The 16575-nt window shown below is 52.2% G+C and carries 12 protein-coding genes, 2 tRNA genes and 3 rRNA genes; 7 read left to right on the top strand and 10 right to left on the bottom strand.

The window, feature by feature from the left end:
- The first annotated feature begins 47 nt into the window (after positions 1 to 47).
- Positions 48 to 515, top strand: a complete 468-nt coding sequence (rnhA, locus tag AC6I8R_RS04220; protein WP_208724872.1) for a ribonuclease HI — start codon at positions 48 to 50, stop codon at positions 513 to 515.
- Here rnhA and AC6I8R_RS04215 read toward each other — a convergent pair.
- Positions 500 to 1234 (bottom strand): class I SAM-dependent methyltransferase, encoded by a 735-nt coding sequence (locus AC6I8R_RS04215; RefSeq protein WP_021186131.1) that lies wholly within the window; start codon positions 1232 to 1234, stop codon positions 500 to 502. The genes rnhA and AC6I8R_RS04215 overlap by 16 nt on opposite strands.
- Before the next feature lie 40 nt (positions 1235 to 1274).
- Here AC6I8R_RS04215 and gloB point away from each other — a divergent pair, with 40 nt between their 5' ends.
- Together gloB and mltD are read left to right on the top strand one after the other, a co-directional pair.
- A complete protein-coding gene (gene gloB / locus AC6I8R_RS04210) occupies positions 1275 to 2030 on the top strand; it encodes a hydroxyacylglutathione hydrolase (protein ID WP_497831940.1) in 756 nt (251 codons plus the stop codon).
- 70 nt (positions 2031 to 2100) lie between these two features.
- The gene (mltD, locus tag AC6I8R_RS04205; protein WP_208724869.1) at positions 2101 to 3483 is read left to right on the top strand and encodes a murein transglycosylase D; all 1383 of its coding nucleotides are present in this window, start codon (positions 2101 to 2103) and stop codon (positions 3481 to 3483) included.
- A 74-nt stretch (positions 3484 to 3557) separates the two neighbouring features.
- On the opposite strand, the gene AC6I8R_RS04200 is transcribed toward mltD, so the two are convergent.
- Complete coding sequence (locus AC6I8R_RS04200; RefSeq protein WP_208724867.1) at positions 3558 to 4361, bottom strand: endonuclease/exonuclease/phosphatase family protein; 804 nt, start codon at positions 4359 to 4361, stop codon at positions 3558 to 3560.
- A 146-nt stretch (positions 4362 to 4507) separates the two neighbouring features.
- The gene (locus AC6I8R_RS04195) at positions 4508 to 5686 is read right to left on the bottom strand and encodes an MFS transporter (protein WP_021186127.1); all 1179 of its coding nucleotides are present in this window, start codon (positions 5684 to 5686) and stop codon (positions 4508 to 4510) included.
- A gap of 99 nt (positions 5687 to 5785) precedes the next feature.
- On the opposite strand from AC6I8R_RS04195, the gene yafC reads away from it, so the two are divergent.
- Positions 5786 to 6694: a DNA-binding transcriptional regulator YafC gene (yafC, locus tag AC6I8R_RS04190; protein ID WP_497831939.1), complete on the top strand. Its 909-nt coding sequence runs from the start codon at positions 5786 to 5788 to the stop codon at positions 6692 to 6694.
- A 9-nt stretch (positions 6695 to 6703) separates the two neighbouring features.
- Here the strand turns inward: yafC and dkgB are convergent, their stop codons facing one another.
- The 7 genes from dkgB to gmhB form a co-directional block, all read right to left on the bottom strand.
- The gene (gene dkgB, locus AC6I8R_RS04185) at positions 6704 to 7507 is read right to left on the bottom strand and encodes a 2,5-didehydrogluconate reductase DkgB (RefSeq protein WP_415175031.1); all 804 of its coding nucleotides are present in this window, start codon (positions 7505 to 7507) and stop codon (positions 6704 to 6706) included.
- 170 nt (positions 7508 to 7677) lie between these two features.
- Positions 7678 to 7754 (bottom strand) — tRNA-Asp (locus tag AC6I8R_RS04180).
- 74 nt (positions 7755 to 7828) lie between these two features.
- A 5S ribosomal RNA gene (gene rrf, locus AC6I8R_RS04175) occupies positions 7829 to 7944 on the bottom strand.
- A gap of 105 nt (positions 7945 to 8049) precedes the next feature.
- Positions 8050 to 10952: ribosomal RNA gene (locus tag AC6I8R_RS04170) — 23S ribosomal RNA — on the bottom strand.
- Between the two features lie 214 nt (positions 10953 to 11166).
- Positions 11167 to 11241, bottom strand: a tRNA-Glu gene (locus AC6I8R_RS04165).
- A gap of 90 nt (positions 11242 to 11331) precedes the next feature.
- Positions 11332 to 12873 (bottom strand): 16S ribosomal RNA (locus AC6I8R_RS04160).
- Together the 16S, 23S and 5S rRNA genes with 2 tRNA genes alongside form the textbook arrangement of a ribosomal RNA operon.
- A gap of 380 nt (positions 12874 to 13253) precedes the next feature.
- The gene (gene gmhB / locus AC6I8R_RS04155) at positions 13254 to 13814 is read right to left on the bottom strand and encodes a D-glycero-beta-D-manno-heptose 1,7-bisphosphate 7-phosphatase (RefSeq protein WP_021184644.1); all 561 of its coding nucleotides are present in this window, start codon (positions 13812 to 13814) and stop codon (positions 13254 to 13256) included.
- Positions 13815 to 14002: 188 nt separating this feature from the next.
- Between gmhB and metN the strand changes: the two genes are divergently transcribed.
- The 3 genes from metN to AC6I8R_RS04140 are packed head-to-tail and all read left to right on the top strand — an operon-like array spanning position 14003 to position 16532.
- Complete coding sequence (metN, locus tag AC6I8R_RS04150) at positions 14003 to 15034, top strand: methionine ABC transporter ATP-binding protein MetN (protein ID WP_021184645.1); 1032 nt, start codon at positions 14003 to 14005, stop codon at positions 15032 to 15034.
- Complete coding sequence (locus tag AC6I8R_RS04145; protein WP_013507970.1) at positions 15027 to 15680, top strand: methionine ABC transporter permease MetI; 654 nt, start codon at positions 15027 to 15029, stop codon at positions 15678 to 15680. The genes metN and AC6I8R_RS04145 overlap by 8 nt, the downstream gene beginning before the upstream one ends.
- 36 nt (positions 15681 to 15716) lie before the next feature.
- Entirely contained in the window at positions 15717 to 16532 is an 816-nt protein-coding gene (locus tag AC6I8R_RS04140; RefSeq protein ID WP_013507969.1) for a MetQ/NlpA family lipoprotein, read from the top strand.
- The last annotated feature ends 43 nt before the right edge of the window (positions 16533 to 16575 follow it).

Here is a 16575-nt window from a genome sequence, read left to right as displayed (position 1 = left end):
GTTTATGTCAGACTTGGTGTTTTATAAGTCAAGGAAGTCTACCAGAGATGCGTAAACAGGTAGAAATATTCACCGATGGCTCCTGTCTCGGTAATCCCGGCCCCGGTGGCTATGGTGCCATTCTGCGTTATCGCCAGCATGAGAAAACCTTCAGTGCCGGTTACCGCCTCACCACCAATAATCGTATGGAACTGATGGCGGCGATTGTCGCGCTGGAAGCGCTGACGCAGCCGTGTGAAGTGGTGATCAGCACCGACAGCCAATATGTACGCCAGGGGATTACCAGCTGGATTCATAACTGGAAGAAACGCGGCTGGAAAACCGCTGAGAAAAAACCGGTGAAGAATGTTGATCTGTGGCAACGGCTCGATCTGGCGCTGAGCTCTCATCAGATCTCGTGGGAATGGGTGAAGGGCCATGCCGGCCACCCGGAAAACGAACGCTGTGACGAGCTGGCGCGTAGCGCTGCCAGCCAGCCGACCCAGGATGATGTCGGTTATCAGCCGGAATCCTGATCCTTCATGTTGCGGAACTGGCGCGTCGCGTTAACCGTCTGCCGCAGTTGCGTTTTACTCAGGCTTTTTTTCACTTTGGTGGGCGTTAACGGGAAGGTTCGTTTACGCGCCACCACCACATTCAGACAGCCTAATGCCGGCAGATGCGCGCTGATCACTTTACCGCCCTGCCGGTGCCACGGCACCACCTGAAAGCGAGTACGATAAACCACTTCATAGTTCAGCAGATGCAACCAGTCCAGCAGACGCATCTGGCTAAACATCCGACCGCTCCACGGGGCTCGGCTATGCAGACCCGGGATGCCTTTGCTGATACCCAGCAGGCTAAACGGATTAAAGCCGCTGATAATCATCCAGCCATCGTCAATCAGCACCCGATCAACCTCACGCAGTACGCGATGCGGATCCTGGCTCCAGGATAAGGTGTGAGCTAACAGGCAGGCATCAATCGATTTGGATTCGAACGGCAGTTGGGTCGCGCGGGCAATCACCTGCAACTCGTCGCCCTGCTCCCCCACATTCACCTGATGCGAAATGGGGCAGTGGCTGGTATTGATTTCTGCGCTCAGATTGCCAATTTTAAGCATATGAAAGCCATACAGCTTCCCGAGGTAAGGTTGCAGTTGCTGGGTTAAGGCGTCGCGAAAATAATCGCCCCAGGGCATGTCGCGCCAGGAGCGTGGCGCAGTCAGGATTTGGCGTGTTTTAGCCGGCTTCATGCTTTACCATCTTCCTTTTTCTACGGCCTGAGAGGTGTTTATGAATCTTACCAGTATTCCCGCGTTGCAGGATAACTACATCTGGACACTGACCGATGAACACAATCACTGCCTGATTGTCGATCCCGGCGAAGCACAGCCCGTGCTGGATAAAATCCGTGTTCATCGCTGGCAGCCGGTGGCGATTTTACTGACACATCATCATCACGATCATGTCGGTGGTGTCGCTGAACTGTTGCAGCAGTTTCCTGAACTGGAGGTTTTCGGTCCACAAGAAACTGCGGATAAAGGTGCAACCCGCATTGTTGGCGATGGGGATGAATTTACCCTGTTGGGGATAAATTTCCGTGTCATCGCTACCCCCGGCCACACTTTAGGACATATCTCATATTACAGCTCGCCTTATCTTTTCTGTGGTGACACGATGTTTTCCGGTGGTTGCGGCCGATTATTTGAAGGCACCGCACAACAAATGTTTGAGTCATTTCAAAAGCTTAACCAGCTACCTGCCGACACTCTGATTTGCTGTGCACATGAGTACACTTTATCCAATATGAAGTTTGCTGCGGCTATTCTGCCCCATGACCCGAAAATTTTAGCAAGGTTCCAGCAAATTAAGGACTTACGAGCAGAAAATCGCATTACTTTGCCAACAAATTTGGCTTTAGAGCGTGAAATAAATTTATTTCTTCGCACGCAAGATGCTGATTTACAAAAGGCTTTAGGCGGTAATTTTACAACTGCGCCACTATGGCAAACTTTTGCAGATCTACGCGAGAAGAAAGATCGCTTTTGATATTTGTGGTTGTGTTGTGTCAGACCGTCAAGTATGATTGCTCGTCTTTTAAGCGACTATTGACACACACATGAAGGCAAAAGCGATATTAATCGCCTCTGTCTTGCTGGTGGGAGGTTGTCAGGCATCAAGGAATGACGCCACTATCCCGCAACAGCATGCTCAGAGCCTGTCTTCAGCTGGTCAAGGTGAAAATGGAAAGTACGGAGATCGCTTGTTGTCGCCGCGCTGGCAAGATGATGGAACAAGCCTCGCAGAAGACACTGATCTCTGGAATCACATTAGTGACGAGTTGAAGATGGGGATTCCGGATAACTCCCGGATCCGCGAACAAAAAACAAAGTACTTAAAAAATAAGAGCTATCTCCACGATGTAACATTACGGGCAGAGCCGTACATGTACTGGATAGTCGAGCAGATACAGAAACGTAAGATGCCGATGGAACTGGTACTGCTACCCATAGTGGAGAGCGCTTTTGACCCACATGCAACATCTTCTGCGAATGCCGCAGGCATTTGGCAGATTGTTGCAACAACGGGCAAAAACTATGGTTTGAAACAGAACCAATGGTATGACGGTCGCCGGGATGTGGTGGCGTCTACCAAGGTTGCGCTGGATATGATGCAGCGTCTCAACACCATGTTTGACGGTGACTGGTTACTGACCGTTGCCGCTTATAACAGTGGTGAAGGACGTGTGTTGAAAGCGATAAAACAGAATAAGGCGCGCGGTAAGCCGACCGATTTCTGGAGTTTGTCGCTGCCCCGCGAAACCGCGGTTTATGTTCCTAAAATGTTGGCCTTGAGCGATATTCTCAAGAACAACAAGCGCTACGGCATCAAATTGCCGACCCCGAACGAGAGCCGAGCACTGGCTCGTGTTGAAGTGGGTCAACAAATTGAGCTGACGCAAGCCGCAGATATGGCTGGCATGTCGTTGAGTAAGCTGAAAAGCTTCAATGCTGGCTATAAACACGGCAGCACAGCGCCGAATGGACCGCACTACATTATGGTGCCTAAGTCCAACGTTGCTCAGCTGCGCAATTCACTGGCATCCGGTGATATTGCCGCCGTGCAGCCTTCTCAACTGGCAAAAGCCAGTGATGTGGGAAGCAGCTACACGGTTCGCAAAGGCGACACCTTGTCTGGCATTGCCAGCAAGCTCGGCGTGAGCATTAATACACTGAAACAGCAGAATAACCTGCGCGGTGCCTCAGTTCGCATCGGTCAGAAACTGACCATCGGCGATAAAGGTTCGCAGCTGGCCGATAACGGCAACAGCATCACCTATCGTGTTCGTAAGGGTGATTCTCTTGCCAGTATCGCGCGACGTCATGGAGTGAATATTCAGGACGTTATGCGCTGGAACAGTGTATTAAGTGATGCGAAGAGCATTCAGCCGGGTGATAACCTCACGCTGTTTGTTCATAATAGCGCAACGCCAGACACCTAATGGCGCGAAAAGGCTGACAAATGTCAGCCTTTTTCTTTTTATGCGGGTGAGAAAAATCTGCTGTACGTGGCAGTTTAGCGCGGGGTGGTTCTGGTGGAGTTAAATTCAACCAGCAACGGGTTATGGTCAGAAGCACGCGTCACCAATACCGAGGCTTCACTGACCTTCATATCACGGTAGAAGACAAAATCCAGCGGTCGACCAAAAGCTTTGCGCCGATGGTCATCGGTAAACGTCACTTCATGTAAAGCCATGTCCTGAGCGAAGCGAAACAACGCCTTCATCCTCTGACGACTCCAGGCATTAAAATCCCCGGCCATAATCACCGGCCCTCGATGGTACTGGATTTGCTCCCCAATCGGCCCCAGCTGTTTGCTGTAGACATCGATACCCAGGCTGAAATTGACGGCATGGATGTTCACCACCATCAACATTTCTCCATTGGGCAACGGATAAGCGGTCACCAGCGCGGATTTTGCCAGCCGTAATAACGGCTCACGCTCACGCAATGGGCAGCAGTACACCGGATGAGCCGACGCCAGCGTCATCACCCCAGAGGGATGCTGTGGCAGTACAAAAGCAGGTACCTGGTCAGCAGCCAGATAGTTACTGGTGGCGAACTTCACCAATTCGGGGGTGGTTTGCGCTTCCTGTAGCAACACCAGATGAGCATCTTTGCCAAAGCCTTGCAGCACTGACATCCAGTCTGCACGTTGCTGTTTAAAGATGTTCCACACCAATACCCGTAATGTCGGGTCGGCTGTGAGTGGTGCGCCGGGCGGTAACGCTTGCCCAACATGTAGCATCGCCCCTGGCGGAAAGATCCGCTCAGCAGGCTGTCCTGCTACATAACGCATTGCATAGGTTTTTTTCCGCACTTTCCCGCCTGGCTAGTTACAAACATACTTCACCTGACTGTTATAGGGATTTTAGCGCGGGGTTTCAATTGGTGTTCTTGATTGTCGGAATGGCCTTAACGGCATTTAAGTGCATCAGCCCACCTGAGCGTGGGCTGAAAAGCGAATTATTCGACGGCCATCACCGCGCGCGGCCTGTCCAGCGCACCGCTCAGACGCACCAGTAACAAAGCGATAAAGACGATGACTGCACCGACCCAGGGAGTTTGTGCTAACCCATATTGCTGCACGATATGGCCACCCACAGAAGAACCCAGCGCAATGCCAATATTAAAAGCGGCAATATTTAAACCCGATGCGACATCCACCGCACCAGGGGCGTAATGTTCTGCCTTCTGCACTACATAAACCTGCAACCCCGGCACGTTGGCGAAAGCAAAGATACCCATCACCACCACGGTCACTAATGCCAGATAGTGCATACTCGCCGTCACCTGAAAGACGCCCAACAGTACCGTCAGTGCGGCGAAAATGAGGGTCAAAGCCGGTACAGCGCCATGACGATCCGCCAACTTACCGCCCCAGATATTGCCAATTGCCACCGCGATGCCATAGCCCAGTAAGATAACGCTCACAGCCGAAGGTGAGAAACCCGCCAGTGACTGCATCATCGGTGCCAGAAAAGTAAAAGCAGTGAACACCCCACCGTACCCGAGGGCCGTGATGGCATAGATCAACAACAAACGTGGATTGGTTAACACACGGGCCTGCTGTCGCAACGAAGTAACGGGCGGCTGAGCGATATGGCGTGGAACCAGCAGCATACTGGCGACCAGGGCAATAACCCCCAACATCGATACCGCCAGGAAGCTCTCACGCCAGCCAAAATGCTGCCCGATCAGCGTTCCCAGTGGCACACCCGTTACCAGGGCAACCGTCAAACCGCCAAACATAATCGCGATAGCGCTGGCCGCTTTCTCTTTACTCACCAAACTGGTCGCAATGGTTGACCCTACCGAGAAGAACACACCATGTGCCAGACCGGTGAGCAGTCGCGCAATCACCAATGTTTCGTAGTTCGGTGCCTGCCAGGCTACCAGATTGCCAAGGGTGAAAAGCGCCATTAACCCCATTAGCAAATGTTTACGCGGTAATTTCCCGGTCAACGCCGTCAGCACCGGAGCACCGATGGCCACTCCAAGGGCGTAGATAGATACCAGCATCCCGGCTGAAGGCAGGGTAATCGCTAGTTGTTGCGCGATGGTCGGGATCAGCCCGACGATGACAAATTCAGTGGTTCCGATAGCAAAGGCGCTGATGGTCAGCGCCCAGAGTGCAAGTGGCATGATTGACTCCCAATTAGTTTTGATGGGCGCCAGTATCCGCTTATGGTTTAATAACAAAAAGGTGCAAAGTAACAATAGACTTTTGCTTGTGGAGAGATAATGAAGGCATCATCAGACGAGCTGAAAGTGTTTATTGCGGTAGTGGAAAGCGGGAGCTTTAGCCGTGCTGCTGAACAATTACATATGGCCAACTCGGCGGTCAGCCGGACGGTGAAAAAGCTGGAGACTAAGTTGGGTGTGGCGTTATTGACACGTACCACTCGCCAGCTCGCCCTCACGCATGAAGGTGAACACTACTTTCGTCGCGTACAAAAATTGATGCAGGAGATGTCAACAGCGGAGAGCGAGTTGATAGACAGACAGCAAGCTCCGCGTGGCGTGCTGCGCATTGATGCCGCAACGCCGGTGATCCTGCATTTGTTGTTGCCGATGGTTAAACCGTTTCGCGCACGCTATCCCGATGTCACTCTCTCGCTGATTTCCTCGGAGAGCTTTATCAATCTTATCGAGCGTAAAGTTGATGTGGCCATTCGCGCCGGAACCCTGACCGACTCCACCCTGCGCGCTCGTTTATTATTTATCAGCTATCGCAAACTGGTCGCCACACCTGCGTACCTGGCGAAGTATGGCACTCCACGCTCGGTGGCCGATTTAGCGCACCATGAATGTCTCGGTTTCGTTGAACCTTTACGGTTGAATCGCTGGCCTGTGGCGCAGGAAAATGGCGAACTCTATGATATTAATCCGGGAATGTCTTCGAACAGCGGGGAAACGATCAAACAACTTTGCCTGAACGACAATGGTATTGCCTGCCTTTCTGACTATATGGTTGATCAAGAAATTGCCGATGGGACCTTTGTAGAGTTGCTGGCGGATCAGCGTTTGCCGGTAGAAATGCCGTTTAACGCAGTTTATTACAGTGATCTTGGTGTCAGTCAGCGAGTACGTGCATTTATTGATTTTCTCAGTGATTGGGTGCAGAACCAGCCCTGGCGAAGCCAGGACTGATTTTTTTGCTTAATCCCAGGCCGGAGCCAAACCATCCGGACTAACCAGACGATGCCCACGATCCAGGGCGTGGATCTTATCCATATCATCAGAATCCAGCTGTAAATCCAGAGCTTGCAGATTTCCGGCAAGGTTGTCGCGTTTGGTTGATGACGGAATGACGGCATAACCCAACTGCATTGCCCATGCCAGCACTACCTGCGCTGGGGTTGCCCGGTGCTTCTGTGCAATAGCCTGAATGACTCCATCTTTCAGCGCTTCACCATAGGCCAGCGTCATGTAAGAGGTGATGTGAATCCCCTGTTCCCGGGCAAACTTCACCACCTGCTCGTTCTGCAAATAGGGATGAAGCTCAATCTGGTTGGTAGCAATATTTTCCACACCGACCGCTTCAATTGCTTCTTTCATCAATGCAATCGGGAAGTTGGAGATACCGATTTGACGAGTCAGGCCCGCTTCTTTGGCGGCCAGCAGTGCCTGCATGCTCTCTTTTACCGAAACGCTGGCTCCCGGCGACGGCCAGTGGATCAGGGTAAGATCTAGATAGTCGGTGCGCAGTTTCACCAGGCTCTCTTTGAGGCTGGGGATCAATTTATCAGCAGAGAGATTTTCCACCCAGATCTTGGTGGTCACGAATAACGCGTCTCGTGCAACGCCACTTTCGGCAATCGCCTGACCTACAGCAGCCTCATTTTCATAGATTTGTGCGGTATCGATTGTTCGATAGCCAAGCTCAAGTGCGGTTTTAACCGAATGAATAACAACATCGTCTTGCAGACGGAAAGTACCTAAACCAAAAGCAGGGATTGTCATGATTTCCTCATCGTTGAATGAAATGTTTTCGATGAGAGCATTTTGACAGCTTCTTTATTGCTGAAAAATCCGCTTATAAGCAGAGGAATTTTGCGTTTCAGTCAATAATACGCTAAAGAAATACAGAAATGAAAAAGCCCTGACTTTTCAGTCAGGGCTAATCAAGAGAGTGGCGGTGCGGACGGGACTCGAACCCGCGACCCCCGGCGTGACAGGCCGGTATTCTAACCGACTGAACTACCGCACCACCGAATACTGCATTACCAGCGGGGTCTCGCTGATAACCGGTGTTACCTTTTCAGGTAAATACCTTAAATTGATGCCTGGCAGTTCCCTACTCTCGCATGGGGAGACCCCACACTACCATCGGCGCTACGGCGTTTCACTTCTGAGTTCGGCATGGGGTCAGGTGGGACCACCGCGCTACAGCCGCCAGGCAAATTCTGTTTATCCGTACCGCCCTCGCAGGCCATACGAATCAATCCGTTCGAACAAGGCTGAAAATTCTTGCGTCTCTCAACTCAAAACGCCTCTGGCGTTGTAAGGTTAAGCCTCACGGGTCATTAGTACCGGTTAGCTCAATGCATCGCTGCACTTACACATCCGGCCTATCAACGTCGTCGTCTTCAACGTCCCTTCAGGACTCTCAAGGAGTCAGGGAGAACTCATCTCGGGGCAAGTTTCGTGCTTAGATGCTTTCAGCACTTATCTTTTCCGCACTTAGCTACCGGGCAATGCCATTGGCATGACAACCCGAACACCAGTGGTGCGTTCACTCCGGTCCTCTCGTACTAGGAGCAACCCCCCTCAATTCTCCAGCGCCCACGGCAGATAGGGACCGAACTGTCTCACGACGTTCTAAACCCAGCTCGCGTACCACTTTAAACGGCGAACAGCCGTACCCTTGGGACCTACTTCAGCCCCAGGATGTGATGAGCCGACATCGAGGTGCCAAACACCGCCGTCGATATGAACTCTTGGGCGGTATCAGCCTGTTATCCCCGGAGTACCTTTTATCCGTTGAGCGATGGCCCTTCCATTCAGAACCACCGGATCACTATGACCTGCTTTCGCACCTGCTCGAGCCGTCACTCTCGCAGTCAAGCTGGCTTATGCCATTGCACTAACCTCCTGATGTCCGACCAGGATTAGCCAACCTTCGTGCTCCTCCGTTACACTTTGGGAGGAGACCGCCCCAGTCAAACTACCCACCAGACACTGTCCGCAGCCCGGATTACGGGCCTACGTTAGAACATCAAACATTAAAGGGTGGTATTTCAAGGTTGGCTCCACGCAGACTGGCGTCCACGCTTCAAAGCCTCCCACCTATCCTACACATCAAGGCTCAATGTTCAGTGTCAAGCTATAGTAAAGGTTCACGGGGTCTTTCCGTCTTGCCGCGGGTACACTGCATCTTCACAGCGATTTCAATTTCACTGAGTCTCGGGTGGAGACAGCCTGGCCATCATTACGCCATTCGTGCAGGTCGGAACTTACCCGACAAGGAATTTCGCTACCTTAGGACCGTTATAGTTACGGCCGCCGTTTACCGGGGCTTCGATCAAGAGCTTCTCCTTACGGATAACCCCATCAATTAACCTTCCGGCACCGGGCAGGCGTCACACCGTATACGTCCACTTTCGTGTTTGCACAGTGCTGTGTTTTTAATAAACAGTTGCAGCCAGCTGGTATCTTCGACTGCCTTCGGCTCCATCCGCGAGGGACTTCACCTGATGACAGCGTGCCTTCTCCCGAAGTTACGGCACCATTTTGCCTAGTTCCTTCACCCGAGTTCTCTCAAGCGCCTTGGTATTCTCTACCTGACCACCTGTGTCGGTTTGGGGTACGATTTCGTGTTACCTGGAGCTTAGAGGCTTTTCCTGGAAGCAGGGCATCAGTTACTTCATCACCGTAGTGACTCGTCATCACGCCTCAGCCTTGAAGCATTCCGGATTTGCCTGGAATGCAAGCCTACACGCTTAAACCGGGACAACCGTCGCCCGGATAACCTAGCCTTCTCCGTCCCCCCTTCGCAGTAACACCAAGTACAGGAATATTAACCTGTTTCCCATCGACTACGCTTTTCAGCCTCGCCTTAGGGGTCGACTCACCCTGCCCCGATTAACGTTGGACAGGAACCCTTGGTCTTCCGGCGAGCGGGCTTTTCACCCGCTTTATCGTTACTTATGTCAGCATTCGCACTTCTGATACCTCCAGCAGACCTCACAGTCCACCTTCAGCGGCTTACAGAACGCTCCCCTACCCAACAACACATAGTGTCGCTGCCGCAGCTTCGGTGCATGGTTTAGCCCCGTTACATCTTCCGCGCAGGCCGACTCGACCAGTGAGCTATTACGCTTTCTTTAAATGATGGCTGCTTCTAAGCCAACATCCTGGCTGTCTGGGCCTTCCCACATCGTTTCCCACTTAACCATGACTTTGGGACCTTAGCTGGCGGTCTGGGTTGTTTCCCTCTTCACGACGGACGTTAGCACCCGCCGTGTGTCTCCCGTGATAACATTCTCCGGTATTCGCAGTTTGCATCGGGTTGGTAAGCCGGGATGGCCCCCTAGCCGAAACAGTGCTCTACCCCCGGAGATGAATTCACGAGGCGCTACCTAAATAGCTTTCGGGGAGAACCAGCTATCTCCCGGTTTGATTGGCCTTTCACCCCCAGCCACAAGTCATCCGCTAATTTTTCAACATTAGTCGGTTCGGTCCTCCAGTTAGTGTTACCCAACCTTCAACCTGCCCATGGCTAGATCACCGGGTTTCGGGTCTATACCCTGCAACTTAACGCCCAATTAAGACTCGGTTTCCCTGCGGCTCCCCTATACGGTTAACCTTGCTACAGAATATAAGTCGCTGACCCATTATACAAAAGGTACGCAGTCACCTAACAAGTAGGCTCCCACTGCTTGTACGTACACGGTTTCAGGTTCTGTTTCACTCCCCTCGCCGGGGTTCTTTTCGCCTTTCCCTCACGGTACTGGTTCACTATCGGTCAGTCAGGAGTATTTAGCCTTGGAGGATGGTCCCCCCATATTCAGACAGGATACCACGTGTCCCGCCCTACTCATCGGACTCACAATCTGTGCATTTTCATGTACGGGGCTGTCACCCTGTATCGCGCGACTTTCCAGACGCTTCCATTAACACACAAACTGATTCAGGTCCTGGGCTGTTCCCCGTTCGCTCGCCGCTACTGGGGGAATCTCGGTTGATTTCTTTTCCTCGGGGTACTTAGATGTTTCAGTTCCCCCGGTTCGCCTCGTTAACCTATGTATTCAGTTAACGATAGTGCACAAGTGCACTGGGTTTCCCCATTCGGACATCGTCGGCTGTTGCGGTTCATATCACCTTACCGACGCTTTTCGCAGATTAGCACGTCCTTCATCGCCTCTGACTGCCAGGGCATCCACCGTGTACGCTTAGTCGCTTAACCTCACAACCCACAGACGTTTTCACGCATGCAGACTGCAAGCATTTGAGAGACTCGAACACATCGTTTTCATTTCTTATTACGGAGAAATGAAACAACGTGTCGTTTCAAATTTTCAGCTTGTTCCGGATTGTTAAAGAGCAAATATCTCAAACATGACTCGTAAGCCAGTTTTGAGATACTGAGCAGCGACACCTTTCACCTGTCACCAAGCAAGTGGCGTCCCCTAGGGGATTCGAACCCCTGTTGCCGCCGTGAAAGGGCGGAGTCCTAACCGCTAGACGAAGGGGACACATGAAGTGTCACGACTTCGCAGCCGTCTTGCTCATTACGTTTTCATCAGACAATCTGTGTGAGCACTTCGAAGGAAGGTATCTTCAGGTAAGGAGGTGATCCAACCGCAGGTTCCCCTACGGTTACCTTGTTACGACTTCACCCCAGTCATGAATCACAAAGTGGTAAGCGCCCTCCCGAAGGTTAAGCTACCTACTTCTTTTGCAACCCACTCCCATGGTGTGACGGGCGGTGTGTACAAGGCCCGGGAACGTATTCACCGTAGCATTCTGATCTACGATTACTAGCGATTCCGACTTCATGGAGTCGAGTTGCAGACTCCAATCCGGACTACGACGCACTTTATGAGGTCCGCTTGCTCTCGCGAGGTCGCTTCTCTTTGTATGCGCCATTGTAGCACGTGTGTAGCCCTGGCCGTAAGGGCCATGATGACTTGACGTCATCCCCACCTTCCTCCGGTTTATCACCGGCAGTCTCCTTTGAGTTCCCGACCGAATCGCTGGCAACAAAGGATAAGGGTTGCGCTCGTTGCGGGACTTAACCCAACATTTCACAACACGAGCTGACGACAGCCATGCAGCACCTGTCTCACGGTTCCCGAAGGCACTAAGGCATCTCTGCCAAATTCCGTGGATGTCAAGGCCAGGTAAGGTTCTTCGCGTTGCATCGAATTAAACCACATGCTCCACCGCTTGTGCGGGCCCCCGTCAATTCATTTGAGTTTTAACCTTGCGGCCGTACTCCCCAGGCGGTCGACTTAACGCGTTAGCTCCGGAAGCCACGCCTCAAGGGCACAACCTCCAAGTCGACATCGTTTACAGCGTGGACTACCAGGGTATCTAATCCTGTTTGCTCCCCACGCTTTCGCACCTGAGCGTCAGTCTTTGTCCAGGGGGCCGCCTTCGCCACCGGTATTCCTCCAGATCTCTACGCATTTCACCGCTACACCTGGAATTCTACCCCCCTCTACAAGACTCTAGCCTGCCAGTTTCGAATGCAGTTCCCAGGTTAAGCCCGGGGATTTCACATCCGACTTGACAGACCGCCTGCGTGCGCTTTACGCCCAGTAATTCCGATTAACGCTTGCACCCTCCGTATTACCGCGGCTGCTGGCACGGAGTTAGCCGGTGCTTCTTCTGCGGGTAACGTCAATGACGATGCGTATTAAACATCATCCCTTCCTCCCCGCTGAAAGTACTTTACAACCCGAAGGCCTTCTTCATACACGCGGCATGGCTGCATCAGGCTTGCGCCCATTGTGCAATATTCCCCACTGCTGCCTCCCGTAGGAGTCTGGACCGTGTCTCAGTTCCAGTGTGGCTGGTCATCCTCTCAGACCAGCTAGGGATCGTCGCCTAGGTGAGCCGTTACCCCACCTACTAGCTAATCCCATCTGGGTTCATCCGATGGTGTGAGGCCCGAAGGTCCCCCACTTTGGTCTTGCGACGTTATGCGGTATTAGCTACCGTTTCCAGTAGTTATCCCCCTCCATCGGGCAGATCCCCAGACATTACTCACCCGTCCGCCACTCGTCACCCAAGGAGCAAGCTCCTCTGTGCTACCGTTCGACTTGCATGTGTTAGGCCTGCCGCCAGCGTTCAATCTGAGCCATGATCAAACTCTTCAATTTAAGTTTGATGCTCAAAGAATTAAACTTCGTAATGAATTACGTGTTCACTCTTGAGACTTGATATTTTTTAAGTCCGTAGACTTTTGATATCAATCCTGCGAGTGCCCACACAGATTGTCTGATAAATTGTTAAAGAGCAGTGCGAGCAGCAGGTTAACCGCCTGTCGCGAGGTGGCGTATATTACGCTTTCCTCCTTCAGAGTCAATCTCTTTTTCGAGATTTTTCTCTGGCGGGATGAATCACTTCGTCCCTCACTGACCGTCTGCGTTGCCGCTTTGCCGTGTCAGTGGAGGCGCATTATAGGGAGACTCTGACGAAGCGCAAGCGTAAATTTCAACTTTTTTACTGTTCGGCTGAAATTTGTGCAAAAGGCCCGTTTTTAGCCCTTTTTAATACGTTCCGGCAGGTCAGCCAGGCTATCAATCACCCAATCCGCCGCCGCTTCGCCTTCCGCCGTCACCGGTTTACCGGTACGCACCAACACTTTCGTGCCTACACCAGCCGCCTGCGCCGCCTGCATATCTTCCAGTTTGTCGCCAACCATATAAGAAGCGGCCATATCTATATGGAGATGCTTCTGCGCCGACAGCAGCATACCAGGCTGCGGTTTACGGCAATCACATTGCTGGCGATACTCTTCAACCGTCGCATCCGGCAGATGCGGGCAGAAATAGATACCATCGAGATCAACATCGCGATCCGCCAGGGACCAGTCCATCCACTCCGTCAGTTGCATAAATTGGTCTTCCGTAAACATGCCGCGCGCAATGCCCGACTGATTGGTGACCAGTACCAGGGCAAAGCCCATTTTTTTCAGCGCCTGTAGCGCCTCAATGGTGCCATCAATAAACTGAAAATTATCGATCTCATGGACATAGCCGTGATCGACATTCAATGTGCCATCACGATCAAGAAAAATAGCCGGGACTTTGTTCGCCACGTAGAAACTCCTGCTGCAAAAATTGCCGGTCAGTATCGCATGATTGCGCATACTGAGAGAATGGCAGATTGAATGACTTTCATTGATTTAGCCGTCTGGATGCCTTACCATCCATCCAGATTTCACACGGCGTAGCCAGATGAAACCCGAAACACCACGGACAACGCAACACGATAATAATTAACCTAATGATTAAACTCGAAAATATTAGCAAAGTGTTCCAGCAAGGTTCACGCACCATTCAGGCGTTATCTAACGTCAGCCTGCATGTGCCTGCCGGACAGATTTATGGCGTCATCGGTGCATCCGGTGCCGGTAAAAGTACACTTATTCGCTGCGTCAATCTGCTGGAGCGTCCTACATCTGGCCGGGTATTGGTCGATGGTCAGGATCTGACCGCACTTTCCGAAGGTCAGTTGACACAGGCACGCCGTCAGATTGGCATGATTTTCCAGCATTTTAATTTGATGAACTCACGCACTGTCTTCGGCAACGTCGCTCTGCCGCTTGAGCTGGGCAATCTTTCTCGCGAGCAGATCAAACAGCGCGTCAGCGAGCTGCTGGACCTGGTGGGCCTGGCGGATAAACACGATGCCTGGCCGGCGAATCTGTCCGGTGGTCAAAAACAGCGTGTGGCGATTGCCCGTGCTCTGGCCAGCAACCCTAAAGTGCTGCTGTGCGACGAAGCCACCAGCGCTCTGGATCCGGCAACAACCCGTTCCATCCTCGAGTTGCTTAAAGATATCAATCGCCGTCTCGGTCTGACCATCCTGCTGATCACCCATGAAATGGATGTGGTGAAGCGCATCTGCGATCAGGTCGCCGTAATCAGTAATGGCGAACTGATTGAGCAAGACAGCGTTAGCGAAGTATTTTCTCATCCGAAAACACCGTTGGCGCAGCAGTTTATCCAGTCAACCCTGCATCTCGATATTCCTGACGATTACCAGCAACGCATGTCGGCCCAGCCAGGAAATGACACCGTACCTTTATTACGCCTGGAATTCACGGGCAAGTCGGTGGATGCGCCTCTGCTGTCAGAAGCGGCACGTCGCTTCAACGTTAATAACAATATTATTAGCGCGCAGATGGATTACGCCGGTGGCGTGAAGTTCGGCATTATGCTGGCCGAGATGGACGGCAGCGAAAATGATACGCAAGCCGCCATTGCCTGGTTGAAAGAGAATCATGTGAAAGTTGAGGTACTGGGTTATGTCTGAAGCGATGATGTGGCTACTGGGACGTGGCATTTGGGAAACGCTGATGATGACCTTTGTCTCCGGCTTCTTTGGCTTTGTGCTTGGCCTGCCCGTTGGCGTGTTGCTGTACGTCACCCGTCCCGGCCAAATTCTGGCGAACGGTGCGTTGTATCGCGTACTCTCGGCGCTGGTGAATATCTTCCGTTCTATCCCGTTCATTATCCTGCTGGTCTGGATGATTCCATTTACCCGCGCGATCGTGGGAACATCGATCGGTTTACAAGCCGCGATTGTGCCGCTGACCGTGGGGGCCGCGCCGTTTATCGCCCGTATGGTTGAGAACGCCTTGCTCGAACTGCCCACCGGGTTGATCGAAGCGTCACGCGCGATGGGGGCCACACCGCTGCAAATCGTACGCAAGGTGTTGCTGCCTGAAGCCCTGCCGGGGCTGGTGAATGCCGCTACAATTACTCTGATTACGCTGGTTGGCTACTCCGCGATGGGTGGTGCGGTAGGTGCTGGCGGACTCGGCCAGATCGGCTATCAGTATGGTTACATCGGCTATAACGCCACCGTGATGAATACCGTTCTGGTCCTGTTGGTGGTGTTGGTTTATTTAATCCAATTCTGTGGCGACCGCATCGTGCGTGCTGTGTCCCATAAGTAAGCAAGCAATATCAATATTCTCTATTAAGGAAAGGATATGTCTTTTACATTTAAAAAGATTGCCGCTGTGGGCGCGCTGATTGGCGTGATTGCGCTGGCCGGATGCGATCAGAAAGCCAAAGATCCAAACCACATTAAAGTGGGTGTGATTGTTGGCGCCGAGCAGCAGGTTGCTGAAACGGCACAGAAAGTCGCGAAAGAGAAGTATGGCCTGGATGTTGAATTGGTCACCTTCAACGACTACGTTCTGCCGAACGAAGCCCTGAGCAAAGGCGATATCGATGTTAACGCCTTCCAGCACAAACCGTATCTGGATCAGCAGATCAAAGATCGTGGCTATAAGCTGGTACCGGTTGGTAACACCTTTGTTTACCCCATCGCGGGCTACTCCAAAAAGATCAAATCTCTGGATGAGTTGCAGAACGGCGCTCAGATCGCCATCCCGAATGACCCGACTAACCTTGGTCGTTCGCTGCTGCTGTTGCAGAAAGTGGGTCTGATTAAACTGAAAGACGGTGTTGGCCTGCTGCCGACCGCGCTGGATATCACCGAGAACCCGAAAAACCTGAAGATTGTTGAGCTGGAAGCGCCGCAGTTGCCGCGTTCACTGGACGATCAGCAGATTGCGCTGGCAGTAATCAACACCACTTACGCCAGCCAGATTGGCCTGACCCCGGCTAAAGACGGTATCTTCGTTGAAGATAAAGATTCACCGTACGTGAACCTGATCGTTAGCCGTGAAGACAACAAAGACGCTGAAAACGTGAAGAAATTTGTTCAGGCTTATCAGTCTGACGAAGTCGCGGAAGCCGCGAACAAAATCTTCAACGGTGGTGCTGTGAAGGGCTGGTAATCCCCTCTTCTCATGCCATTCAGGGCGGCTTCGGCCGCCCTTT

Source organism: Pantoea sp. X-Soil-OKNW-713 (assembly GCF_059730685.1).
The sequence above is the reverse complement of the archived record's forward strand: the minus strand, read 5'-3'. Positions and strand labels throughout refer to the sequence as shown.

What these genes read in the sequence shown, in the direction of transcription:
- metN (WP_021184645.1), top strand. Translation starts at nt 14,003, where the DNA reads ATGATTAAACTCGAAAATATTAGCAAAGTGTTCCAGCAAGGTTCACGC.
- mltD (WP_208724869.1), top strand. Translation starts at nt 2,101, where the DNA reads ATGAAGGCAAAAGCGATATTAATCGCCTCTGTCTTGCTGGTGGGAGGT.
- AC6I8R_RS04215 (WP_021186131.1), bottom strand. Translation starts at nt 1,234, where the DNA reads ATGAAGCCGGCTAAAACACGCCAAATCCTGACTGCGCCACGCTCCTGG.
- yafC (WP_497831939.1), top strand. Translation starts at nt 5,786, where the DNA reads ATGAAGGCATCATCAGACGAGCTGAAAGTGTTTATTGCGGTAGTGGAA.
- rnhA (WP_208724872.1), top strand. Translation starts at nt 48, where the DNA reads ATGCGTAAACAGGTAGAAATATTCACCGATGGCTCCTGTCTCGGTAAT.
- dkgB (WP_415175031.1), bottom strand. Translation starts at nt 7,507, where the DNA reads ATGACAATCCCTGCTTTTGGTTTAGGTACTTTCCGTCTGCAAGACGAT.
- AC6I8R_RS04140 (WP_013507969.1), top strand. Translation starts at nt 15,717, where the DNA reads ATGTCTTTTACATTTAAAAAGATTGCCGCTGTGGGCGCGCTGATTGGC.
- AC6I8R_RS04145 (WP_013507970.1), top strand. Translation starts at nt 15,027, where the DNA reads ATGTCTGAAGCGATGATGTGGCTACTGGGACGTGGCATTTGGGAAACG.
- AC6I8R_RS04195 (WP_021186127.1), bottom strand. Translation starts at nt 5,686, where the DNA reads ATGCCACTTGCACTCTGGGCGCTGACCATCAGCGCCTTTGCTATCGGA.
- gloB (WP_497831940.1), top strand. Translation starts at nt 1,275, where the DNA reads ATGAATCTTACCAGTATTCCCGCGTTGCAGGATAACTACATCTGGACA.